12 protein-coding genes and 2 pseudogenes are annotated in these 22,502 nt (G+C 73.6%); 4 read left to right on the plus strand and 10 right to left on the minus strand.

Annotated elements, in window-relative coordinates; genetic code table 11:
• Positions 1-10 precede the first annotated feature (10 nt).
• The 3 genes from ACH4SI_RS23490 to ACH4SI_RS23500 are packed head-to-tail and all read right to left on the minus strand — an operon-like array spanning position 11 to position 4,206.
• The gene (locus ACH4SI_RS23490) at positions 11-1,264 is read right to left on the minus strand and encodes an NAD(P)/FAD-dependent oxidoreductase (RefSeq protein ID WP_398298591.1); all 1,254 of its coding nucleotides are present in this window, start codon (positions 1,262-1,264) and stop codon (positions 11-13) included.
• A complete protein-coding gene (locus tag ACH4SI_RS23495; protein WP_398298593.1) occupies positions 1,261-2,700 on the minus strand; it encodes an NAD(P)/FAD-dependent oxidoreductase in 1,440 nt (479 codons plus the stop codon). Before ACH4SI_RS23495 ends, ACH4SI_RS23490 begins: the two co-directional genes overlap by 4 nt.
• A 30-nt stretch (positions 2,701-2,730) precedes the next feature.
• Positions 2,731-4,206: an FGGY family carbohydrate kinase gene (locus ACH4SI_RS23500; RefSeq protein ID WP_398298595.1), complete on the minus strand. Its 1,476-nt coding sequence runs from the start codon at positions 4,204-4,206 to the stop codon at positions 2,731-2,733.
• 283 nt (positions 4,207-4,489) lie between these two features.
• On the opposite strand from ACH4SI_RS23500, the pseudogene ACH4SI_RS23505 reads away from it, so the two are divergent.
• Both ACH4SI_RS23505 and ACH4SI_RS23510 read left to right on the plus strand, forming a co-directional pair.
• Positions 4,490-5,496 (plus strand): annotated as a pseudogene (locus ACH4SI_RS23505) (hypothetical protein).
• Between the two features lie 82 nt (positions 5,497-5,578).
• Positions 5,579-6,854, plus strand: a pseudogene (locus tag ACH4SI_RS23510) (amino acid permease).
• A 99-nt stretch (positions 6,855-6,953) separates the two neighbouring features.
• On the opposite strand, the gene ACH4SI_RS23515 reads toward ACH4SI_RS23510, so the two are convergent.
• A complete protein-coding gene (locus ACH4SI_RS23515; RefSeq protein ID WP_398298597.1) occupies positions 6,954-8,195 on the minus strand; it encodes an FAD-dependent oxidoreductase in 1,242 nt (413 codons plus the stop codon).
• Positions 8,196-8,385: 190 nt separating this feature from the next.
• Between ACH4SI_RS23515 and ACH4SI_RS23520 the strand changes: the two genes are divergently transcribed.
• A complete protein-coding gene (locus tag ACH4SI_RS23520; RefSeq protein WP_398298600.1) occupies positions 8,386-9,117 on the plus strand; it encodes a peptidoglycan-binding protein in 732 nt (243 codons plus the stop codon).
• Positions 9,118-9,139: 22 nt separating this feature from the next.
• On the opposite strand, the gene ACH4SI_RS23525 is transcribed toward ACH4SI_RS23520, so the two are convergent.
• The 3 genes from ACH4SI_RS23525 to ACH4SI_RS23535 form a co-directional block, all read right to left on the minus strand.
• Positions 9,140-10,429, minus strand: coding sequence for a CAP domain-containing protein (locus ACH4SI_RS23525; protein WP_398298602.1), 1,290 nt, complete (start codon positions 10,427-10,429; stop codon positions 9,140-9,142).
• A gap of 757 nt (positions 10,430-11,186) precedes the next feature.
• Entirely contained in the window at positions 11,187-12,668 is a 1,482-nt protein-coding gene (locus ACH4SI_RS23530; RefSeq protein WP_398298604.1) for an NAD-dependent succinate-semialdehyde dehydrogenase, read from the minus strand.
• Positions 12,669-12,751: 83 nt separating this feature from the next.
• Positions 12,752-14,014, minus strand: a complete 1,263-nt coding sequence (locus ACH4SI_RS23535) for an aspartate aminotransferase family protein (protein ID WP_398298606.1) — start codon at positions 14,012-14,014, stop codon at positions 12,752-12,754.
• 225 nt (positions 14,015-14,239) lie between these two features.
• On the opposite strand from ACH4SI_RS23535, the gene ACH4SI_RS23540 reads away from it, so the two are divergent.
• Positions 14,240-15,859: a PucR family transcriptional regulator gene (locus ACH4SI_RS23540; RefSeq protein ID WP_398298608.1), complete on the plus strand. Its 1,620-nt coding sequence runs from the start codon at positions 14,240-14,242 to the stop codon at positions 15,857-15,859.
• Between the two features lie 45 nt (positions 15,860-15,904).
• Here the strand turns inward: ACH4SI_RS23540 and ACH4SI_RS23545 are convergent, their stop codons facing one another.
• The 3 genes from ACH4SI_RS23545 to ACH4SI_RS23555 all read right to left on the minus strand — a co-directional run bounded on the left by ACH4SI_RS23545 (position 15,905) and on the right by ACH4SI_RS23555 (position 22,487).
• The gene (locus tag ACH4SI_RS23545; protein ID WP_398298809.1) at positions 15,905-16,513 is read right to left on the minus strand and encodes a LuxR C-terminal-related transcriptional regulator; all 609 of its coding nucleotides are present in this window, start codon (positions 16,511-16,513) and stop codon (positions 15,905-15,907) included.
• Positions 16,514-16,930: 417 nt separating this feature from the next.
• Complete coding sequence (locus ACH4SI_RS23550) at positions 16,931-19,741, minus strand: AAA family ATPase (protein WP_398298610.1); 2,811 nt, start codon at positions 19,739-19,741, stop codon at positions 16,931-16,933.
• The gene (locus ACH4SI_RS23555; RefSeq protein ID WP_398298612.1) at positions 19,731-22,487 is read right to left on the minus strand and encodes an AAA family ATPase; all 2,757 of its coding nucleotides are present in this window, start codon (positions 22,485-22,487) and stop codon (positions 19,731-19,733) included. Before ACH4SI_RS23555 ends, ACH4SI_RS23550 begins: the two co-directional genes overlap by 11 nt.
• Positions 22,488-22,502: the final 15 nt, after the last annotated feature.

Raw genomic sequence — 22,502 nt, forward strand, 5'->3', positions numbered from 1 at the left:
CGGGCCCCGGTCACTCCACGCCGATCCGTACCGGGCCACCGTGCGCGTCGGCCCTGGCGAGCCAGTCGGCCGACAGATGCAGCGGTCGGCCCGGCGCCACGATGCGCCGGACGCGCTGCCGGTGCAGCGTACGGCCGTCCTGGCGGACCACGAGCACCGGCCGGGTGAGGAACGCGGCGGTGCGCAGGATGAAGCGGCGATGCGGCGGGGGCGGGCCGTTCGGGGCGATCCGGCCGGGCGCCACCCAGCGCAGGGGCGCGTCGGTCCGGACCGGCAGCGCAGCCTGCGGCCACGGCTCACCGGCCAGATGGCGCAGCACGGCACCGGCGGCGAACCGGCCGTCCAGCGCGGCGGTGGCGGCCGTCTCCACGGGGTGCAGCAGATTGCCCACGGCGAAGACCCCGGGCTCGCGGGTGCGGAACCCGGCGTCGGTCTCCGGCCCCCGGGTGCCGGGGGCGAGGGGGATGCCGGCGCCGCGGGCCAGTTCGTGGTCGGGGATCCAGTCGCCGGTGAACACCACGGTGTCGCAGTCGATGGTCGCGGTCCGGCCGTCCCGGTGCGCGATGCCCACGCCCGTCAGCCGGCCGTGGCCGGTCAGCCCGGTCACGGTGGTCTCGGTGAGCAGCGGAACGCTGTGGCGCAGCCGGGCGCCGAGGCGGCTCGCCGGGTGGGCCTGGTGGCGGGGCAGTCCGGTGACCATGGCGGCGACCTCGACCCCGGCGCGGCGGAGGGTGTCGACGGCGGTGTAGCCGACGCGTTCGGCGCCCACGACGACCGCCCGGCGGCCGATGCTCTGGCGGTGCACATGGACGGCTTGCTGCAGCTGCCCGGTGGTGTAGACGCCCGCGGGCCGGGTGCCGGGCACCAGCCGTGCGCTGCGCGGGCGTTCGCGGGCGCCGGTGGCGAGGACCACGGCCCGGGCGGTCACGCGCTCCAGCCCGGTCGGCGCGGTGAGGTCCACGGTGCGGGGTCCGGCCCATCCGGTGGCGGTGACGCCGGTGCGCAGGTCGGCCCCTGCGCTCAGCGCGGCGGCGATGTGGCGGCGGGCGTAGTCCGGGCCGCGGAGAATCCGGCGCAGATCGCGCAGTCCGAATCCGGTGTGGTGGCAGTGGCGGGGGATGCCGCCGGCGTGCTGCTCGCGGTCGATGACCTCGACGGTGTCCACTCCGGCCTCGGCCAGCCGGGTGGCGGCGGCGAGTCCGGCGGGGCCGGCGCCGATGACCAGGACGTCCACGGTGCGATGAGTACGGTCGGCGGTGGTCATCGGCGGGCCTCCGTGGGTCCGGCGGCGGGCGTGGCGCGGGCCTCGTCGAACTGGGCGCGTACGGCGGCTCCGCAGTAGAAGCCCTGGCAGCGGCCGGTCAGCGCCCGGGTGCGGCGCCGCAGTCCGTCGAGCGATCCCGGCGGCACGGTGGCCCGCAGGGCGTCGCGGATCTCGCCGCGGGTGACGCGCTCGCAGTGGCAGACGACGGTGCCGTAGGCGGGGTCGGCGGCGATCAGGTCGGCGCGCTGGTAGGGGCGCGGGAACGCCTCGCCGATGTTCGGCATCCGGGGTGGTTCGAGTTCCCTCGCGGGGCCCGGGTCGAGGCCGCAGCCGGTGAGCAGGTCCCGGACGTGTGCGGCGATGGCCATCGAGGCGGTCAGCCCGGTGGAGCGGATGCCGCCCACGGCCACGTAGCGCTGTTCGGGGTGGTCGCGGATCTGGAAGTCGGCGTGTTCGGTGGCGGCCCGCAGTCCCGCGTAGACCGCGGTGACCTCCTCGTCCATCAGCTCCGGCATGATGCGTGCCCCCTTGTCGCGGAGCAGGGAAAGACCGGCGGCCGAGGAGCCGGTGGCGTGCTTGTCGTCGAGGTCCTCGGCGGTGGGGCCGAGCATGACGTTGCCGTAGACGGTCGGCGCCACCAGCACGCCCTTGCCGCGCGCCGTGGGCACCGGCAGCAGGATGTGGCCGACCATGCCGCGGGCGTACTTTTCGAAGACGATGAGCTGGCCGCGCCGCGGGGTGACGCTGAACTCGGTGTGGCCGAGCCGCCGGTCGATCTCGTCCGCGTGCAGTCCGGCTGCGTTGACCAGATAGCGGGCGCGCAGCGGGCCGCGGCTGGTGGCGATTTCGTGGTGGTCGTGTGTACCGCTCGGGGCGATGGCTCCGGCGGTGCAGTTGAGATGGAGGTCGGCTCCGGCGCGCACCGCCTGCGTGGCGTAGGCGAGGGTGGTGGTCCAGGGGCAGATGATGCTCTCCCCGGGGACTTCGAGGGCGCCGAGGGCACCGGGCCCCAAGTGCGGTTCGCGCGCGTACACCTCGTCCGCGGTGAGGATGCGGGTGTCGTGGCAGTCGTTGCGTACGGCCTTCTCCGCGAGGGCGGGCAGCGCGGCGAACTGTTCGGAGTCCCAGGCGACGAGCAGGGCACCGAGCGGTTCCACCGGGATGCCCACCTCGGCGGCGTACTTGTTCAGGCGCCGGTAGCCCTCGCGCACCAGCCCGGCCTCCAGGGTGCCGGGGGTGGCGTCGAACCCGGTGTGCAGGATCGCGGTGTTGGCCTTGGAGGTGCCGTCGCCGACATCGTCGGACGCCTCCACGAGGGCGATGCGCAGGTGGTGCACGGCGAGTTCGCGGGCGATGGCGGTGCCGACCACCCCGGCGCCGATGATGGCCACGTCGTAGACCTGGCCGGGAAGGTCACCCGTGGTCGTTACGGTCATGCTGGGTTCCTTGGCTCCTGGTGCGGTTGCTCAGTGACTGGTCAGCAGCGCGGCCACGGCCGACCGGAAGCCGGCCCGGCGCTCGGCGGCCTCGTCCGCGCTGATCCGCGGTGTGTGGACGGCGGCCGGTTTCCACTCCGGGACGGCCTTGGCGACCGGCAGGCCGGGGTCGAGGCCCAGCCGGGCGACGGCGCCCACGCCGAGGGCGGTGACATCGGGCAGGGCGGACACTTCGACGGGCAGTTGCAGCAGGTCGGCCTGGGCCTGCATGAGCAGCGCGGAGCGGGTGAGGCCCCCGTCGGCCCGGAGGGTGGTGAGCGGTGCGCCCAGGTCGGCGGCGGCCGCGTCGGCGATCTCCGCCACCTGCGCGGCGATGCCCTCGCACAGGGCGCGCACCAGATGGCCGGGGGTGGTGTCGAGACCGAGGCCGGTCACCGAGCCCCGGAGGTCGCCGCGCCACCACGGGGCGGCGAGTCCGGCGAGCGCCGGTACGAAGGTCACTCCCCCGGTGTCCGGCACGGAGCCGCCCACCGGGTCGAGGTCCTGGGGTCCGCCGATCACGCCCAGGCCGGTGAGCCAGCGCACGGCGGAGGCGGCGGTGTACACCTGACCGTCGAGGCAGTAGCTGGTGTTCCCGCCGAGCCGCCAGGCCACGCAGCTCACCAGGCCGCTGGTGCCGCGGCGGGGGCGGGGTCCGGTCTGGGCGAGCAGGAACGCGCCGGTGCCGTAGGTGCATTTGGCGGCGCCGGGCTCGGTGACGCTCTGGGCCAGCAGGGCGGCCTGCTGGTCGACGAGGAGCCCGGTGAGCGGGATCTCGCCGCCGAAGGCGGTGGTGGTGCCCACCATGGTGTCCGCGTCGACGACCCGGGGCATCTGCTCGGCCGTCAGCCCGTAGAGGTCCAGCGCCTCCGGCGACCACACGACGCGGTCGAGGTCGAGCAGCCCGGTGCGCCCGGCGGTGGCCGCGTCGGTGACGCACGCGCCGGTGAGCTGGTGGATCAGCCAGACGTCACTGGTGGTGACGACGCCCTCGCGGGTCCGGTGGCGGCGCAGCCAGGCCATCTTGGGCGCCGCGAAGTACGGGTCGAGGGGCAGCCCGGTGAGTTCGCGCAGGGTGTCGGCGTGTTCCGCGAGGTCCGCGCACACCGTCTCCGCCCGCCGGTCCTGCCACACCAGGGCGTCGGTCAGCGGGGTGCCGGTCGCGGGGTCCCACACCAGCACCGTCTCGCCCTGATTGGCGAGGCCGACCGCCACGACCGGCTCGCCGGCCCGCGCGAGGGCCTGGCGTCCGGCGTCGACGACCGAGGCGAGGAGTTCGGCGGGATCGACCTCGACCAGCCCGCCAGCGAGGTGGCGCGTGTGCACGGCCACTTCCGCGGAGCCGAGCACACCGCGTTCCGGGCAGAGGACCAACGCCTTGGTGCCCGACGTGCCTTGGTCGACGGCGAGCACCGCTCCGGTCGCGGGGCCGGCCGGTGTGCGGTGGGGGCGCTCTGCAGGCAGCATGTCCGGTTCTTCGGTGGGAGGTCGCTCTGCGTGGGGGGCTTCGGTGGCGCGGTCTTCGGTGGCGGCAGGAGATCTTGGCTGAAAGGGTGGTGCAGCGATGACGCCGCGTCAAGGGCACATGTCCGGTGTCCGCTTGCTGGACACGGCCCGCGGTTCCGCGTCGGATACGGGCCCTGGTCCACTTGAGCCGTCACGGGATGGCTATAGGATCCCGGGCATCCACACGTCATGCCCTTGGAATCCGTCGCGCCCGGTACATCACGCTCCGTCCGAAAGTCATCCGATGCCCGTGGAGGTGTTCCGTCCCGTCTACCACCCGGCGGGTTACGACGGCGGACTGCGCATCGCGCTGCAGGACGTGCGTACGGGCCGTTGGATATCCATGCGCGACCTGCTGGCCGGCACACCGACCTGGACCCAGTGGACCCAACGCACCCAGGTGCCGGCGGCGGTGGCGGCCGGGTCCACGTGGTGGAGGCGTGGCGGGCCGAGGAGCCTCGATGCGTCGCGGCGCTGGTGATGCACACCCGGGTGATGGTGGAACGGACGATGCGTGCCCATCGCGAGGGCCACCAGCGCACCCGTGAGCTGTGGCGGGAGGCGTGGGAGTCCTGCCAGCTGGCCGCGCGCAATTCCCCGGCGGACCCGGTCCCGTGGGTGTGTCTGCTGGCGCTCGCCCAGCTCGACAAGGAGCAGCGGCTGCCGGAGCACCGGGCGGACCCGCCGGGGCCGTTGCTGTTCCCCGGCCCGTGGGGGCTGCTGGCGGAGGCCGACCGGCGCGATCCGTACAACCGCGAGGCGTACCACCGGATGCTGCAGTTCGTGTACGCGCGGCGGGCGGGCAGTTCGCTGGCCGAGGCGGTCAACTTCGTGCAGTGGGTGGTCTCGGGGGCGCCCGTGGGCTCCCCGCTGCATGTGCTGCCGCTGTACGTCCACGTCGAGAGGTACCGCGAGGAACGGGGCTACGAGAAGGCCCTGGACCTGCACTGGGCCACCGAGGACGCGGCGCGGGACGCCGACAAGGCGCTGCGCCTCTGGTCCGACCACGCGGAGCGGGAAACCAGCTCGCTGCTGGACCTCAACCATCTCGCGCACGCCCTGTGGGGCGCCCTGCAATTCACCGAAGCCGCCCGGGTCTTCGACGCGCTGGGGCCGTATTTCACCCCGCTCCCCTGGGCCTATCGCACGTCCGACGCGAATGACCGCGCACAGGCCGAGGAGATGTTCCTGCGCGCCCGGGTCCGCTGTCTCGCGGGCGCCCACGGAAACAGACCCGGCTCCGACGGCTGAGCCGTCCCTTCACCCTACACATTTCCCCCCTCCATTCCTCCACCTCTGCTGACCACCCCCGTTCCCTCCCGGAGGTACGTCCATGTCCACACCTTGGTCCCGTCCCGTTTCCCCACCGCAACGGGACGAAGAACAAAGACTGCGCGAGCTGGGATATCAGCCGGTGCTGGCCCGCCGCATGGGAAGCTTCGGCAATTTCGCCATCAGCTTCTCGGTCATCTCCATTCTGTCCGGCTGCATGACCCTGTACGGGTTCGGGCTGGATACCGGCGGCCCCTCGGTGATGCTGTGGGGCTGGGCCGGTGTCGGTCTGTTCGTGCTGTGCGTGGGCCTGGCGCTGGCGGAGGTCACCAGCGCGTATCCGACCTCGGGCGCCCTTTATTACATGGCCGACCGGCTCGGCGGCCGCGCCTGGGGCTGGTACACCGGCTGGCTCAATCTGCTGGGGCTGCTGGGCGCGATCGCCGGTATCGACTACGGCGCGGCCCAGTTCACCGGAGCGCTCCTCAATGCTCTATGTGACCGCCATCGGCCTGCTGCTCGCCCAGTACACATTTTCCGGTTACGACGCCTCGGCGCATCTCTCCGAGGAGACGTCCAACGCCTCGGTGTCCGCCGCCCGCGGCATCGTGCGCGCCATCTGGGTGTCCTGGGTGGCCGGGTTCGTGCTGCTGGCGGGGCTGACGTTCGCCATCCAGGACTACGCCGGCACGCAGAAGAGCGCCACCGGCGTGCCGCCCGCGCAGATCCTCATCGACGCACTCGGTACCAGTGGCGCCACGACCATGCTGCTCATCGTCATCGCCGCGCAGTTGTTCTGCGGGAACGCGGAGGTGGCGGCGGCCAGCCGGATGGTGTTCGCGTTCAGCCGGGACGGCGCGCTGCCGGGCTCCCGGCTGTGGCACCGGGTCAGCGCCCGCACCCAGACCCCGGTGCTCGCGGTGTGGCTGTCGGTCGGGGTGGCGTGCCTGCTGGCCCTGCCGTCCCTGTACTCGGAGACCGCGTACGGCGCGGTGACGGCCATCAACGTCATCGGCATCACCCCCGCCTATGCGATCCCCGTCTTCCTGCGGCTGCGCGCCGGGGACCGGTTCCAGAAGGGGCCGTGGCATCTGGGCCGCTGGAGCAAGCCGATCGGCTGGGTGGCGGTGGTGTGGGTCGCGCTGGTGACGGTGCTGTTCTGCCTGCCGCAGTCCAGCCCGGTGACGGTCGATTCGATGAACTACGCGTCGATCGCGCTGGCCGCGGTGCTGATCCTGGCCACCGTCTGGTGGTTCGTCGCCCGCCGTTCGTGCAACACGCCATCCGCCTATGGTTCCGCCCGCGAGGAGGCGGAGATCGCCGAGGGCATCGTCTGAGCCGATGCCCCGTGCGAGCCGGGGCACCATGTGAGCCGCGAGGCTGCGGGGCCGGGTGCGCAGAAACGTTTCAGCCTCCCCGGCCCCGCATGCGCGCGCTCACTCCCCGCGCAGCAGCGACGAGACCGGGGGCCGCTCGCGCTTCGCGCCGTACGCGAGGAAGTACGCCGGGGCCCGCTTGAGCCACGGCGCCCTGGTCAGCACCTCCGCCAGCCGCAGCGGCTTCCTGCCGTCGCCGAGTGGCGACCGCCCCGCGAGCAGCGGCGCGATGACCCGCGCGTGGGCGATCCGCTGGAGCGCCTGGGTGGCCGCGGCGGTGGGCCAGCGGCGGCGCTGGACGGCGCGCACGTCGTGCAGGCCCACGGTGCCCTCGCGCAGCGGTCCGGCCAGATGCCGGGCGGCGGCGACGGCGTCCTCGACGGCGAGGTTGATGCCGATGCCGAAGACGGGCGACATGGCGTGCGCCGCGTCGCCGATGCACAGCAGCCCGGGCAGGTGCCAGCGGTGCAACCGGTCCAGCCGTACGTCCAGCAGTTTCACCTCGTCCCAGGAGCGCAGCTCCGGCTCGCGGTCCGCGATCCACGGGGTGGCGTCCGCGAACGCGGCCAGAAACCGGTCCAGACCGCCGGCCCGCCGGGTGGCGTCGGCGCCCTTGGGGATCAGCACGGCGCACTGCCAGTAGTCGCCGCGGTCGATCATGGCGGTCAGGAAGCGGTCGCCGACGTTGCCCACCAGCCCCCTCGGGTCGTCCTCGTGCCGCGGCAGCCGGAACCACCAGGCGTCCATCGGGCAGGGGAATTCCCGCAGTCCCAGCTCCGGCAGCCGGCGGGCCAGCGAACCGCGGCCGTCGCAGGCCACGGTGAGGGTGGCCCGCAGCTCACCGCTGTCGCCCTCGGCGGTGCGGTAGCGCACCCCGGTGATCCGGCCGCGCTCCTGGAGGAACGAGGTGGCCTCGGTGTTCATCCGCAGTCGGAACGACGGCTCCTTCCCTGCCTCGTCCGCCAGCAGGTTCAGCAGATCCCACTGCGGCACCATCGCGACGTAGTTGTACGGGCCCGGCAGCGCGCTCAGATCGCCGACGGTGAACAGCTCGCCGTGCGCGCCGATCGGCAGCTGTACGGAGTGGACATGACGCTGCGGCAGCGCCGCGAACCGCTCGGCCAGGCCCAGTTCCTCCAGCAGTGCCAGGGTGCTGGGGTGCACGGTGTCGCCGCGGAAGTCGCGCAGGAAGTCCCCGTGTTTCTCCAGGACCGTGACGTCCACGCCCGCCCGGGCCAGCAGCAGCCCGAGAACCATCCCGGCGGGACCGCCGCCCACCACGCAACATGTGGTCCGCTCCATCGATGTGCTCCCTTCGGGGTGCTTCCGGGGCCGTGCCGTTCCGTATCGATTCCCTCCGGACGTCCGCTGCCGGGCGCGGCAGTCGGGTGAACGTCACGGCTCCCCGATCGCCGGATGGCGATCAGCTTGAGTCTTCCCGGACTTCCGTCCGTATCCCCCGCTGAATGGCGTGGGGCACAAGGAGGTCTGTATGGCAGCCGAAACCGATCCCGACCGGGCGGGCGGGCGTCACGTGATCGAGCCGACCGCGATCTTCCGTCCGGGGCCGGACTCCGGCGAGGACATGGACGGGCCGGTGGAGGAATGGATGGAGGATCTGCATCTGTTCCGGCCCCCGGGCGAAACGGACGAAGCGCTTCCTCCGGAGGCGCACCGGCTCGCCGAGGACGAAACCCAGGAGATGGACGCCGCCGGCGTCCCGGCGGCCGACTCCTGGGCCGCGGTGGACCCGCCGCCCGAGCCCGCGGCCCCGCCGCCCGCGGCGGTACGGCGCCATCCCCGCACCGCCGTGCTGATCGTCGCCGGGGTCGGCCTGGGCGTCGCCCTCGCCCTCGTCCTGCTCCTCCCCGGCGGTGCGGCCTTCAACGTCGCCTCACCGGGCGGCGGCCCCACCGCCTCGGACGCCGGCCGTCCGCCGACCGCGTCCGCCGCCCCCACCACGGCGGTCCCGGCCCCGCCGGGGAACCAGGCCGGTGTGCTGAGCCAGGGGGACAGCGGTCCACAGGTCTCCGAGCTCCAGACGCGTCTGCTGAAGATTCCCGACGTCTATCAGGGCGGACAGGTCAACGGCCAGTACGATCAGAGCCTCACCGAGGCCGTGGCCCGCTTCCAGCTCTGGTACGGGATCCGCGGCGACGAGGACGGGGTGTACGGCGACGCCACGCGGCGCGACCTGGAGTCACGTACCGGCACCACCACCTGACGGCGCGCCCGGCGGCCAGGTCCTAGCCGCTCGCGCCGAAGACCTGGGTCCAGTACGTGCCGGCGCGGCTGCCCGTGGCGTAGCCGACGCCCATGTGCGTGAAGTCGGACCCCAGGATGTTGGCGCGGTGGCCGGGGCTGTTCATCCAGCCGCGGACCACCTCCGCCGGGCCGCGCTGCCCGCACGCGATGTTCTCGCCGATGCCGCGGTGGGTGGCGCCGGCGGTGGCGGCCCGGTCCCAGGGCCGGCGGCCCTCCGGGCTGGTGTGGTCGTAGAAGTCACGGGCGACCATGTCGTCGCTGTGCGCCTGCGCGGCCGCCGTCAGCCGCGGGTCGGGGGCCAGCGGCGCCAGCCGGGCGGCGGCGCGCTCGGCGTTGGTGAGCGCGATCACCTCGGACGCGAGGCGCCGCAGCCCGTCCGGGGTGAAAGGCTGCGCCCACACCGCCGTCCAGAACATGTCTCCGGCACCGGATGCCCGGCCGATGCCCACATGGGTGACCGCCGGGTCCCGGAACGGGCCGCTGCGCTCCTCACCGGACAGGCAGTAGTCCACGAACGCGTCCGGGGTGCGCGGCCCGGAGACGAGGTGCTCGGTGAGGGTGAGCGGGGCGTAACCGCCGGCCGCGATCCGGTGGAAGAGCGACGTCCCGTCAGGGCTCTCCGGACCGAGCGCGCCGTGGGCGGCCATGGCCGCCGCATGGGCCTCGGCGGCCCGGGTGAGCCGAGGGTCGAGGGTCACGGGCGGTACGCCGTGCCGTGACCTGGCGGCGTTGACGATCCCGAGGACCCCGTCATCGCCGCCGGTGGGCGGGGGCGGGTGATCTGCCGTGCCGTCGTCCGCGACGTCGACGCCGAAGTCACGCGCGACCCCGGCAAGCCCGTCCGCGTACCCCTGGCCGATCGCCCTCACCTTCCACCGGGTGCCGCGCCGGTAGATCTCGGCGAGCAGCAGCACCGTCTCGGCCCCGGGGCGCGGCGGGGCGAACCGGGCCAGCGGAGCGCCGCCGCTGCCGGTGACGCTCATGACGGGTGCGGGCAGCCGACCGAGCGGCGTGCCGGGGTCGGCGGGACTGACGACGACGGTGACCCGGCTGGCGCCGGGGCGGAGCTGCGCGGGCCGCACGGTGACGGTGTCTCCGTCGACTCGGGTGCCGGGGGCGGCGGGCTGGTTGAAGAAGACGAAGTCGCCGTCTCCCGCGACCTTCCCGTCGTCGCCGGTGATCAGCGCGGACAGGTCGAAGGGGCCCGGGACGCGGATGGTCAGCGTGCCGTCCGGCAGCGGGTGGTTGCCGCCGGGCACCAACTCGGCCATGGGTCCCCTCCTCGCGCCGCGCCCACCAGGCCAACGGCCCGCCCCCGGCGGCGGTTCCCCAGGCTTCGGGTGCCTTTTCCCCGACCCGCCCCTCCCCGCAACCGGGGCGCCGCCCCGGACCCCGGTCCTCAATCGCCGGACGGGCTGGAATACGCGCATCCCGCCCTGCCCCCAGCTCCGGTGGACGCCGCGCCCCAATCCGGTGGCGTGACTGCCGGACGCCGACCGGACACGGCGAGCGCCGCGCGAACCGGCCCGCAGGGCCCCGCGCAGCCCACGATCGGGCCGAGCCTGTACGCGCACCGGGCCCGGCCCGCAGTGCCGGACGAGCCGAAACCACAGGCCCTCCGCCCCCGGCCCCGGTCGACCACGGAGATGCTGAACGCGCAGGCGTCCCACCCCCGGTCCCAAGAGCGCCGGGCAGGCCGAAACCACAGGTATCCCGCACCCGGCAGGCGCTGAACGGGCCGAAACCGCACGCGGCCCGTCCCCGGACAGGTCCGGGGGCGGAGTGCGGTGAGGTGTCCAGCCCGGCCTCCAGCCACCCGGCGACATCGGCCTCCAGCGCGTCGGCCTGGTGCCCGAGCCCGTTGCGCCGGGGCCAGGCGCGCTCCTCGTCCGAGACGCGCCGCCGGCCCTGCCTCCGTAGGTGGTCCAGCCGCCGCCTGGGCCCGGGGGCAGGGAGCGGAGCCCCACCACGCGACGGAGCCGCGTATCGACAGGTCCGGGAAGAGGCGAGGGAAAGAGCCTCACCCCATCAAGCCGGCGTGGCGATGTACTTGTATTCGAGGAACTCATCGATCCCGACGCGCCCGCCCTCACGGCCGAGGCCGGACTGTTTGACGCCGCCGAAGGGGGCGGCCGGGTTGGAGACCAGGCCGGTGTTGAGGCCGACCATGCCGACTTCGAGGCGTTCGCTCACCCGCAGCGAGCGGTTGAGGTCCTGGGTGAAGACATAGCCCACCAGGCCCCATTCGGTGCTGTTGGCGGTGGCGACGACCTCGTCCTCGTCCTCGAAGGTGAGGATGGCGGCGACCGGGCCGAAGATCTCGGTCTCCATCAGCCGGCTCGCGGGCGAGACCCCGGTGAGCACGGTCGGCGGGTAGAAGCAGCCGGGGCCCTCGGGGGTGCTGCCGCCGACCAGGACCTCGGCGCCGCGCGCTACGGCGTCGGCGACCAGTTCCTCGACCTTGGTACGGCCCGCCCGGTCGATCAGCGGGCCCACCTCGACGCCGGGGCGGCTGCCGGGGCCGACATCGAGGGCGCCCATGCGCCGGGCGAGGCGGTCGGCGAACTCGGCGGCGACGGAGGAGTGGACGAAGAAGCGGTTGGCGGCGGTGCACGCCTCGCCCATGTTGCGCATCTTGGCGGTCATGGCGCCCTCGACCGCGACGTCGAGATCGGCGTCGCCGAAGACGATGAAGGGCGCGTTGCCGCCGAGTTCCATGGAGGTGCGGACCACCGCGGGCGCGCACTGACCGAGCAGGACGCGGCCGACCTGGGTGGAGCCGGTGAAGGACAGCTTGCGGATGTGGCCGCCGGTCAGCAGCGGCTCCACGACCTCTCCGGCCCGGGAGGTGGTGATGACGTTGAGCACCCCGGCGGGCAGCCCGGCCTCCTCCAGGATGCCCGCGAGGGCGAGCGAGGACAGCGGCGTCTGCGGGGCGGGCTTGAGCACCATGGTGCAGCCGGCGGCGATCGCCGGGCCGATCTTGCGGGTGCCCATGGCCAGGGGGAAGTTCCACGGGGTGACGAGGAGACAGGGGCCGACGGGGCGGCGCATGAGCAGCATGCGGTTCTTGCCGTCGGGCATGGTGGCGTACCCGCCGTCGATGCGGACGGCCTCTTCGGAGAACCAGCGGAAGAACTCGGCGGCGTACGCGGCCTCGCCGCGCGCCTCGGCCAGCGGCTTGCCCATCTCGGCCGTCATCAGGGCGGCGAGGGAGTCGGCGCGCTCCATGATGAGTTCGTAGGCACGGCGCAGGATCTCACTGCGGGCACGGGGCGCGGTGGCGGCCCACTTCTCCTGGGCGTCCAGGGCGGCGTCGAGCGCGCGCTGCCCGTCGGCGGGCCCGGCGTCGGCGACTTCGCACAGCACCTCGCCGGTGGCCGGGTCGTCGACCGGCATGGTCGGGCCGCCGGCCGCGTCGGACCAGGTCCCGGCGATGTACAGCTTCTTGGGCACCGTCGCGAGGACATCGCCCGCTGCGGGGAACGAAGGGGTGGACAGGGCAGACATGGCGGCAATCTCCTTCGGTGGCCGCCGCCCGCGCGAGTAGCGGGCGGCGGCCGGGGTCCCGGGGGTGAGAGGGGCGAAGCGCGTCAGGCGGTGCCGGAGGTTCCGGCGCTCACGGCGGCGGACCAGGCGCGCAGCCCCTCGTCGATCGCCGCTTCGTCGACGACCAGCGCGGGGATCATCCGGACCACATGGTTCCAGGCGCCGCACAGGAGCAGCAACAGCCCCTCGTCCACGGCGGCGCGCTGCACGCGGCCCGCGGTGGCCGGGTCGGGTTCGCCGTCCTCGGTGACGAACTCGCTGGCCAGCATCAGGCCGAGGCCGCGGACGTCGCCGATGGCGGGGGTCTTCGCGGCGATGTCCTCGAGACCGGAGCGCAGCCGGGCGCCCATGGCGTCGGCGTTGGCGACGAGGTTCTCCTCCCGTACGACGTCGAGGGTGGCGGCTGCCGCGGCGCAGGCCACCGCGTTGGCGCCGTAGGTGCCGCCCTGGGAGCCGGGCCAGGCCTTGGCCATCAGTTCCTCGGAGGCGGCGATGCCGGACAGCGGGAAGCCGCTGGCCAGGCCCTTGGCGGTGATCAGGATGTCGGGGCGGATCCCGAAGTGGTCGTGGCCCCAGAACCGCCCGGTGCGGCCGACGCCGGTCTGCACCTCGTCCAGGATGAGCAGGAAGCCATGGCGGTCGGCCCGCTCGCGCAGCCCCTGGAGGAAGCCTTCGGTGGCGGGTACGTATCCGCCCTCGCCCAGGACCGGCTCGACGATGATCGCCGCGGTGTCGTCGGGCGGGGAGATGGTCTGCAGGACGTAGTCCAGTTCCTTCAGGGCGAACCGGGTCGCGGTCTCCTCGTCCCAGCCGTACCGGTAGGCGGTGGGGAACGGGGTCACCACGACGCCGCTCATCAGGGGCGAGAAGCCGGAGCGGAAGCGGGTCCCGGACGTGGTCATGGACGCCGCGGCGACGGTACGGCCGTGGAAGCCGCCGTGACACACCAGGACGTTCGGGCGGCCGGTGGCCTGGCGGGCGAGGCGCAGCGCGGACTCGACGGCCTCGCTGCCGGAGTTGTTGAAGAACAGGCTGTCGAGGCCCTCGGGCAGCACTTCGCCGAGCTTGGCGGTCAGCCGCTGGAGCGGCTTGTGCATGACGGTCGTGTACTGACCGTGGATGAGGGTGCCGACCTGCTCCTGGGCGGCGGCGACGACCCGCGGGTGGCAGTGCCCGGTGCTGGTGACGCCGATGCCCGCGGTGAAGTCCAGATAGCGCCGTCCGTCCTCGCCGTGGAGGTAGGCCCCCTCTCCGCGGACGGCGACCACCGGAGTGGCTTGGCGGAGCTGCGGCGACAGATTGGTCATGATCTCTCCCAACACCCACGGAACGGCGGTGGACCGGACGTCTTCGGGACTTCTTCGGGACTCCTTCGAGCGTGCGGCAGCGGACCGGGTAAAGACAATGATCATTGTGTCGCGGGCAGCTGATCGGGATGGACGTTATGTCAACCGGGACCGGGTGGACAGATTGTCAAGGAGACCCGTGATCGATGGTTGCGCCCGGTCGGCCGGCTTGCCAGAGTGGCCTGCATGAACGGCTCCGCCCCGCTCACCCTCGGCGACGCGCTGCGGCTGCCGGTGCTGGCCGCCGGGCGGCCGGAGGTGGTATCCGGCCATGATCAGCTGTCCCGTCCGGTCCGCTGGGTCCACATCACCGAGCTGCTCGACCCGGCGTCCTTCCTCAAGGGCGGGGAGCTGGTCCTCACCACCGGGATGCCGTTGCCGGAGGACCCGGCGCTGGTGCGCCGGTATGTGGAGGAGCTGGTGGACATCGGCGCCGCGGGCCTGGTCATCGAGCTGGTGCGGCGCTATCACGAGGCGCCGTCGGAGCTGGTGGAGGCCTGCCGGGCCCGGGATTTCCCGCTCGTCCTGCTGTCCCGGAACGTGAATTTCGTGGAGGTCACCCAGATCGTCCACTCGATGATCATCGGCAGCCAGATCGAGACCCTGCGCCGGGCGCAGGACGTCCATGACACCTTCACCGCGCTGACCCTGCGCGGCGCCGAGCCGGACGAGGTGGTGGGGATGGCCGCCGAGCTGAGCGGCCATCCGGTGGTGCTGGAGAACCTGGTCCACCGGGCCGTGATCTGCGGGCCGCCGGGCCAGGGCGTCGAGGGGGTGCTGACCGGCTGGGAGCGGCGGTCGCGCGCCACGCCCTCGCCCGACCGCACCGAGCTGCGCGGCCCGGAGGACTGGCTGGTGACGGCCGTGGAGTACCGGGGCGAGCGCTGGGGGCGGCTGGTCATGCTGCCGGACGCGGCGGGCGCCCCGGCGGTGGGTCCCGAGCATGCGATGGTCCTGGAGCGTACGGCCACCGCCCTGACCATCGCCCGGCTGACCCAGCACACCCGGTGGGAGCGGCGCGCACAGCGCACGCTGCTGCTGGATCTGGTCGAGCAGCGCTGCCGCTCGGCCGGGGAGGCGCGGGCCCGTGCCGAGGCCCTGGGGATGCGGGTCATGGGACGGCGGCTGATCGTCGTACTCGTCACCCTGGCCCGGGGACTGGGCGGCGGGGAGCCCGGGGAGCTGGAGGACCGGCTGACCGAGGAGATGGCCGCGGCCGGTGCCGCGGTGCTGATCGGCGCGGTGCCCGGCGATCATCTGGGGGTGCTGCTGGCGTTCCATCCGGCCACGCCGTGGCGTCCGCTGGCGGAGCGGCTGAGCCGTTCCGTACGGGAATCACATCCGGACGCGGTCGTGAGCGTGGGCTGCGAGGTGTCGGACCTGTCGCAGACCGCGCGCTCCTTCCAGCAGGCGGCGCGGGTCGCGGACGCCGCGGTCCCGGGGACTCCGGACAAGCCGTTCCATGAGCTGAGCGATATCGGGCTACGGCAGTTGCTGTACGCGCTGCGCGACGACATGCGGGTGCAGGAATACGTGGAACGGCAGCTCGGCCGGCTGGTGCAGCACGACGAGCGGCACGGCACCGATCTGGTGACGACCCTGCACGCCTATCTGGACGCGGCGGGCAACAAGACGGTGGCCGCCAAGCGCGCGAGCCTGTCACGGCAGGCGTTCTACCAGCGGCTGCACGCGATCCAGCGGGTGCTCGGCTGCGATCTGGAGTCGGGCGAACAGCGCACCCAACTGCATGTGGCGCTCACCGCGTTCAGCGTGCTGCGGCTCGCCCACGGCTCCGGCCCCTCGTGACGCGGCGGCGGGCCGCACGCCGCGCCGTCACGAGGGGCCGGCGCATCACTTCACGAAATCGTCGACGACCTTCGGCGGCCAGGAGCCCACGTTGAGAACGCCCACGGAATAGGCGCGGGAGACCAGGGCCGCCCGGTTGGGGACCCGGAGCTTACGGAGCAGACGCGTCACGTGGTATTCGACGCCCTGCCGGCTGAGATAAAGCCGGGAGGCCAGCGGAATGGTGGATTGTCCGGCCGCTATGCCCTCCAGAATACGTGCCTCGATTTCGCTGAGGATCTTCTTGTGGCTGGTCACCATGTCCAGCTCCTGGCCGCCCGCCACGGGCCGCAGCACCACCAGCAGCGAGGCCACGTGCGAGCTGCCCTCGCGTACGGCGACGGCGGTGAGCGCGCTGGTGAAGGCGGCGCCCCGGGCTCCGACGACGACCACCTGGGTGGCGAACCGGTGGCGGGTGCCGTCGGCCAGCCGGGAGAGCTGATGACACAGCGCCTGTTGCGCGCTGGGATGCACCAGTTCGATGAAGTCGCGGCCGCAGACGCTGAGGGAGGAGTCGTCGTCGAACTGCCGGAAGAACTCCTGGTTCGCCTGCTGGACCGTCAGGGACGGGTCGAGACAGACGACACACGACCCGGGCTGATCGAACTGGCGCAGAAGATCCGCGTACTCGATCTGGTCACATTCCAGCTCATGGGGGGTTGGCCGAGCCGAATCTGCTAGTGCGGAAACTGCCAAGGGACTGCCATCCCTTCCTGTTCATCAATGACCGGGAACGAATGAGCGGGAATGAATTCCACGGCTATTCAATTCCAATGCCATTACAGAAATAGCTTTACAGAATCGAGACTAGGGAGATCCCCACGTCTGAGTCAACGTCAGCAGGGGTGGTGTCGCCCAATCCTGTGGTACCGCACCCCCGAGGTTCGGTCCGCGCCACAGAGTTTCGGTGGTCGGTTCGGTGGGTTCGCCGACCTGGGAAACTTGCCCGGATCGACCCCCTCACGGCCCGCGTCCGGCCATTCCGCGGGAGCCCAGTCCGAAGCCGGTTGGACACTCGTTGAATTAGCGTCGTTAACGCACGATTTCCACATCCAGGCGGGGCAGGATCTCCATCAGCTGGCGACGGCCGGAGATGCCCAGCTTGCGGTAGGCGTGGGTGAGGTGCTTCTCGACCGCACGGGACGTGACGCCGAGCCGGCCGGCGATCTCCTGGTTGGTGAGGCCGTCGCCGGCCAGGGACACCACGGTGCGTTCGGTACGGGTCAGCGCGGCCTCGGGCCGCGGAGCGGGCGTACCACGGCCGCGCTCGGCCTGCTCGACCAGCCAGGGCGCACCGCAGGCCGCAGCGAGGACCCCGGCCTCTCGCAGCAGGGCCGCCGACTCGGCACCGCCGTCCAGCCGCCGGCCCAGCAGGGCGAGCGAGCGGGCGAGTTCGAGTTCATTGGCCGAGGCGCGCAGCACGTCGGCCGATTCGCGCAGCAGATTGGTGCCCCGCGCGCCGTCGTGCAGCCGGCCCTTGAGCCGCAGGGCGCGGCCCAGCGCGACGGGGGCGCCCCAGACCTCGGCCCGGGCGTGCTCCTCCTCGGCGAGCGCCAGCGCCGCGCGGGAGTCTCCGATGCGGTGCTGGAGGGCGACCGCCCAGGGCCGCCACCGGAAGATGACCGGGTTGTGCCAGCCCGCCGCCTCCAGCTGCCGGCCGCAGGCCATCACGGTGTCGAGCGCGCTGGTCCAGCGCCCGTACCGGGCGTCCTGCGACGCCTTGAGGAGCTGGAGCGAGGCGGTGAGCGCCAGGTTGGCGGACCGGCGCCGCCCGGCCTCGTCCAGCAGCCCTTCGACCAGTACGGGCTCGTCGAGCTCCAGGGCGACACCGGTGAGGGAGACGGTGGCCAGGATCCCGGCCTCCGGCCAGTGGGCGCCGGCCAGCCGCATCGCGCGCTCGGCGGGCTCCCGGGCCTGGGCCACCCGGCCGCGCGCCAGCAGCATCAGCGCCTGCTCGGCGTGGACGAGCGCGTCGACGGCCGTGACGTCCTGTCGCGGGGAGTGCAGCTCGGGAGCGGGCCAGGAGTTGATGCCGCGTACCGAGTCGGCGGCGGCCAGCGCGACCGCCACCAGTGGCAGCGGTGAATGGGCCCGGTCCGCGTTGGCCGGTTCCCGCTCCAGGACGCGGCCCGCCAGCCGGGCGACCTCGGCCGCAGGGCGCCGCGTCGTGAGCATCCCGGCGTTGAGCAGCACGGCCGCCAGCTCGCGCTCGGCGGTCGAGCCCAGCGGCGGCTCTTCGCCCAGAGCCGACAGCCGTTCCACGGCCGCGGCCAGCTCCGCCGGGTCCTCGTACCCGGCGTACCACAGCCGCGCCTCCAGCCGCAGGGCGACATCGCGTGCCGAGCCGTCCAGGGCGGCCGCGGGGCCCAGATCCTCGGCGACCTGGTGGAACAGGTCGAGGACCGCCGGCGGCGCCACGCCCACGACGGTCGGGGAGATCCGCAGGGCGGCGGCGGCCCGGTGCCGTGGTGTGGTCAGCAGGGGTATCGCCTGGGAGATGTGGCGTTCGCACGCGGCCGGGTCGAAGCCGCGCTCCGCGGTGGCCAGGTCGATCAGCAGCCGCCCGCGGCTCTCGCCGGACAGGGAGGCGTCGAGCAGCGCGCGCCGCAGATAGCGGGTGGCCATATCCGGCGCGCCCCGGCGCAGCGCGGCGTCGCCCGCGGCCCGCAGCACCTCGACGGACCAGGGGTGCCGTGAGGCGGTGACGGCCATCAGCTGGGCGGCGACCAGTTCGGCGGAGGAGCCGGTGTGGTAGAGGAGCGCCGCGGCGGTGTCATGCAGCCGCTCGCGCTCGGCGACGGTCATGGAGGACTCGACGGCGTCCTGCACCACGCGGTGGAGGAAGCGCGGCTCCTGATCGGCCGCCAGCAGGCCGAGTTGGCCGAGAGTGCGCAGCGCGGCGGCAAAGCCGATCGGGTCGAGGCCCGCCAGCCGGGCCATGAGGTCGGGGTCGCCCTGGTCGCCGAGGACGGCGATCGCCGCGGCCAGGTCCCGTACCGGCTGCGGCTGGGTGCGCATACCGCCGGCCAGCCACTCGCGCAGCTGGGCTGGGCGCTGCCGGCGGGCCGCCTCGATGTGCCCGGCGGTGGGGCGGTCGCCGCCTGTGGCGAGGGCCACCAGGATCGACCGCAGGAAGAGGGGGTTCCCGGCGGAGATCTCGTGGCAGACGCGGGCGAACTCCTCGTCGCCAGGCTCCCCGAACCGGTCGAGGATCATCTCCTTGACCGCCCCCAGGGACAGCGGCGCGGGGCGCAGCACCCGGTGTGCGGAGTCGGTGATCTCGCGCAGCGTCAGCTGCCGGGCCCCCGGGTCGCCGTCGCGCAGCGCGCAGACGAGTACGGCGCCCAGCCCGTGCAGCCGTCTCACCAGGTAGGCCAGCCAGCGCAGCGAGGGGGCGTCCACCCACTGGAGGTCGTCCACGAGGATCAGCAGCGGGTTGCCGGCGCCGACATCTGCCAGCAGGGACCGCAGTCCGTTCAGCACCGACTCGGTCTGGGCGACGGAGCCGCACTCGTCCAGGGGGAGGGCGTCGTCGGCGAGGACCCTGCGGGCGAAGTCGCCGTGTTCACGCAGCCAGGGTTCGCCACTCTCGGGCGGGGCGGCTGTCAGCAGGCTGTCGAAGAGCTGGCGGACCACGCCGAAGGCGAAGTCCTGCTCCATCGCGGCGGCGTTGGCGCGCAGGACGCGGACGCCCTCCCCTGCCAGCAGGGGCAGCTGTTGCAGCAGCGCGGTCCGGCCGATGCCGAGCGGACCGGTGAGCAGCAGCAGCGACGAGGTGCCCGCGGCGGCGGCGCTCAGCGCCTCCTGGACCTGTGCCGCCTCGGTGTCCCGCTCAAGCAACATCCGTGCCGTATCCCTCCGTCGCCCGCACCAGTGCGTGGAGTTCCGCGCGCCCCGCGATCCGCAGCTTCCGGTACGCGCCGCTGAGCCGCAGCTCCACGGTGCGGCGGGTCACCGACAGCAGCTCGGCGATCTCCCGGTTGCCGTGGCCGAGTCCGGCGAGGGTCGCGGTGCGCCGCTCGGGTTCGGTCAGTGTCCCCCAGGCGGGGTGCGGGCCGAGCCCGGGCGCGGCGGACTGTCCGAGCCGTTCGGCGAGCGAGCGCACCCGTGCGGCTATCCGGCTGACGGGCCGGTGGGTGGCGGTGAACGTGAACAGCTCGGCCACCAGAGGGGCGGCTGCCTGCCGGTCCCCCGCGTCCAGTTCGGTGGTGGCCAGTTCGATCAGCGTCGAGGCGTAGGCGAGCCGGGCGGCGGTGGGGCGCAGCGTGTGCACGGCCTCGCGGAGCCGGTCGGCACGGCCGTCGAGGGCCACTCGCCCGGCGCCCAGCTGGGCCTGGCCGAGGGCGCTGGCCGCGCCCCACCGCCGGGCCAGTGCGATCTCCTCCCGGCTCAGCCGCTGCGCCTCCTCGTGGTCGCCGAGCGCGTGGTACGCCCCGGCGGCCATCGAACGCCAGGGCAGGAGGGCGGGGTTGGCCCGGCCGTGGTGCAGAAACCGCCTGCCGCAGCCGCGGAACAGCTCCAGCGCCTCGGACGGGCTGCCGTCCCGGAAGGCCACCAGTCCTCTGGCGAACAGCAGATGGCCGAAGTTGGCGCCGCGCTGTGCCTCGGCCGGGGCGGGCGCGGCGGCCAGCTCCCTGGCCTGGCCGACGTAGCCGCTGTCCAGGGCGACGGTGATTCGCAGCGCCGTCAGATAGGAGAGGTGGTACGGATGCCAGTGGACGTGGGGCAGTGCGCGCCCGGCGGCGGCGACGTCCCGTTCGGCCGCGTCGAGCCGGCCACGCCGCAGGTTCAGTTCACCCCGGACGGCCAGCACCAGCCCGGCGGCGGCCCGGGCGTGGCGCCGCCGTAGGTCGACGTGCAGGGCGTCCAGCCGCGCCTCGGCCTCGTCCAGGTCGTCGGTCAGGAGCAGGATCCGCCCGGCCGTGAGCCGGGGCAGGATCAGCGCGTCGCTGCCGGGCTCGCCGGTGAAGGCGCGCCGGGCCAGCGCCCTGGCGGTGGGCAGGTCCTCGCCGTGCAGGGCGAGCTGCCGGGCGCGGGCGGCGGCCTGCGCCGGGTCGACGGGGCGGTCGGGCAGCGGGGGGATCTCGGGCAGCAGCAGGTCGGCGTCGTCGTCGCGGCCGGGCTCGGCGAGCCGGAACAGCCCGGCCAGGGCCTCCCGTTCGCCGTCGCGGACCGCGGGCAGCGCGCTCACCACTGCGGACCGCAGGCTCTCCACGGAGCCGCGCGCGAGACCCAGGTCGGCGGCGCGGGCCCGGGCCCCGGCGGGTGTGTCGCCGCCGGGCCGGATGATGTCCGCCAGCCGCCGGTCGCTCGCCTCGGGCGCGCCGAGCACCTCGATGGCGGCCAGCTCCAGGCCCAGCTGGGCGCGCCCCTCGGGGTCCAGCGGCTCCTCCAGGGCGCGGGACAGACAGGCGATGGCGTGAGCGGGACGGGCGGCCCGCAGCGCGGCGGTGCCGGTGCGGCGCAGCACATGGATCACCCAGGGTTCGCCGAGCGGGCGGGCGGCGAGCAGCAGCCGGGCGATGTCCTCGTCGGGTACGGCCGCCCGGTGGGCGAGTTCGGCGGCCCGGGCATGCAGTTCGGCCCGCTCGGCCGCGGTCATCTCCTCCAGGATCCAGGTCCGCACCTCCGGGCAGCACAGCCGCAGCCCGGCGCCGGAGGGCGCGGCGAGACCGCTGGCCTCCAGCGCCGCGACCAGTCCGGGTTCGCTCGCGGCGTGGGGTCCGGCGAGTGCGTACAGCAGGGGCAGGGAGAGGAGTTCGCCGCAGACGGCCAGGGCGCGGACGACGGCGACGGCCGTGTCGGACAGTCCGCTGAGGGCTCGGGCGGCGTATACGCCGCAGATGGCCTCGATGAGCGCGCGCAGCTCCGGGATCCGCCCGGCGACCGGTTCGAGTCCGCGGGCGGTGAACTGGCGCAGCGCCTCGTGCAGGACCATGGGGTTGCCCGCGCTGGTCTCGCACGCCGCCCAGGTGAACGCTTCCTCGCCGGGCCGTCCGCAGACCGCGGCGATCATGGTGGCGGCCTCCGGCAGGGTGAAAGCGGACAGTGCGAGCTGCCGGGTGGGGACCGCGCCGGGATAGGGGGAACCGTCGCACCACGCGGGGTGGCTGACGCCTCTGCCGCTCACCAGCAGCGCGACCGGCTTCCCCGGCAGCCGTCGTACGAGGGCGTCGAACCAGCGCCGTGAGGCCGGGTCCAGCCATTGCACCTCGTCGACGACGAGCAGCGTCGGCCGGTCGTGGGCGCCGCGCAGCAGTTCGGCCAGGCCGGGCAGCCCGCCGTCCCGGCCCGGTTCGGCGAGGGCCGCCAACGTGCGGTCGCTGAGCCCGTCCAGCGTCGTCAGCAACTGCTGCACCACGCCGTACCGCAGTTCGCTCTCGCCCGGGGTGGCCCGGGCGGTCAGGGTGCGCAGCCCGCGTTCCCCGGCGAGCCGGGCGGCCCAGGCCAGCAGTGGGCCCCGGCCGAAGCCGGGCCTGCCGGATACGGTGAGGACCGCCGGGCGGCCCGCCGCCAGATCGGTGATGAACGAGTCCAGCGCCGCCTGCTCTCGTTCCCGCCCCGGGAACGGAAGCCCGTTGAGCTGCATAGGCCGACTATATGT

This window comes from Streptomyces sp. NPDC021212, from assembly GCF_044332925.1.
Taxonomy (GTDB): domain Bacteria; phylum Actinomycetota; class Actinomycetes; order Streptomycetales; family Streptomycetaceae; genus Streptomyces.

Bases quoted from the DNA above. Each gene is read 5' to 3' on its own strand.
- ACH4SI_RS23490 (WP_398298591.1), bottom strand. From the start codon at position 1,264: ATGACCACCGCCGACCGTACTCATCGCACCGTGGACGTCCTGGTCATC.
- ACH4SI_RS23495 (WP_398298593.1), bottom strand. From the start codon at position 2,700: ATGACCGTAACGACCACGGGTGACCTTCCCGGCCAGGTCTACGACGTG.
- ACH4SI_RS23500 (WP_398298595.1), bottom strand. From the start codon at position 4,206: ATGCTGCCTGCAGAGCGCCCCCACCGCACACCGGCCGGCCCCGCGACC.
- ACH4SI_RS23515 (WP_398298597.1), bottom strand. From the start codon at position 8,195: ATGGAGCGGACCACATGTTGCGTGGTGGGCGGCGGTCCCGCCGGGATG.
- ACH4SI_RS23520 (WP_398298600.1), top strand. From the start codon at position 8,386: ATGGCAGCCGAAACCGATCCCGACCGGGCGGGCGGGCGTCACGTGATC.
- ACH4SI_RS23525 (WP_398298602.1), bottom strand. From the start codon at position 10,429: ATGGCCGAGTTGGTGCCCGGCGGCAACCACCCGCTGCCGGACGGCACG.
- ACH4SI_RS23530 (WP_398298604.1), bottom strand. From the start codon at position 12,668: ATGTCTGCCCTGTCCACCCCTTCGTTCCCCGCAGCGGGCGATGTCCTC.
- ACH4SI_RS23535 (WP_398298606.1), bottom strand. From the start codon at position 14,014: ATGACCAATCTGTCGCCGCAGCTCCGCCAAGCCACTCCGGTGGTCGCC.
- ACH4SI_RS23540 (WP_398298608.1), top strand. From the start codon at position 14,240: ATGAACGGCTCCGCCCCGCTCACCCTCGGCGACGCGCTGCGGCTGCCG.
- ACH4SI_RS23550 (WP_398298610.1), bottom strand. From the start codon at position 19,741: ATGTTGCTTGAGCGGGACACCGAGGCGGCACAGGTCCAGGAGGCGCTG.
- ACH4SI_RS23555 (WP_398298612.1), bottom strand. From the start codon at position 22,487: ATGCAGCTCAACGGGCTTCCGTTCCCGGGGCGGGAACGAGAGCAGGCG.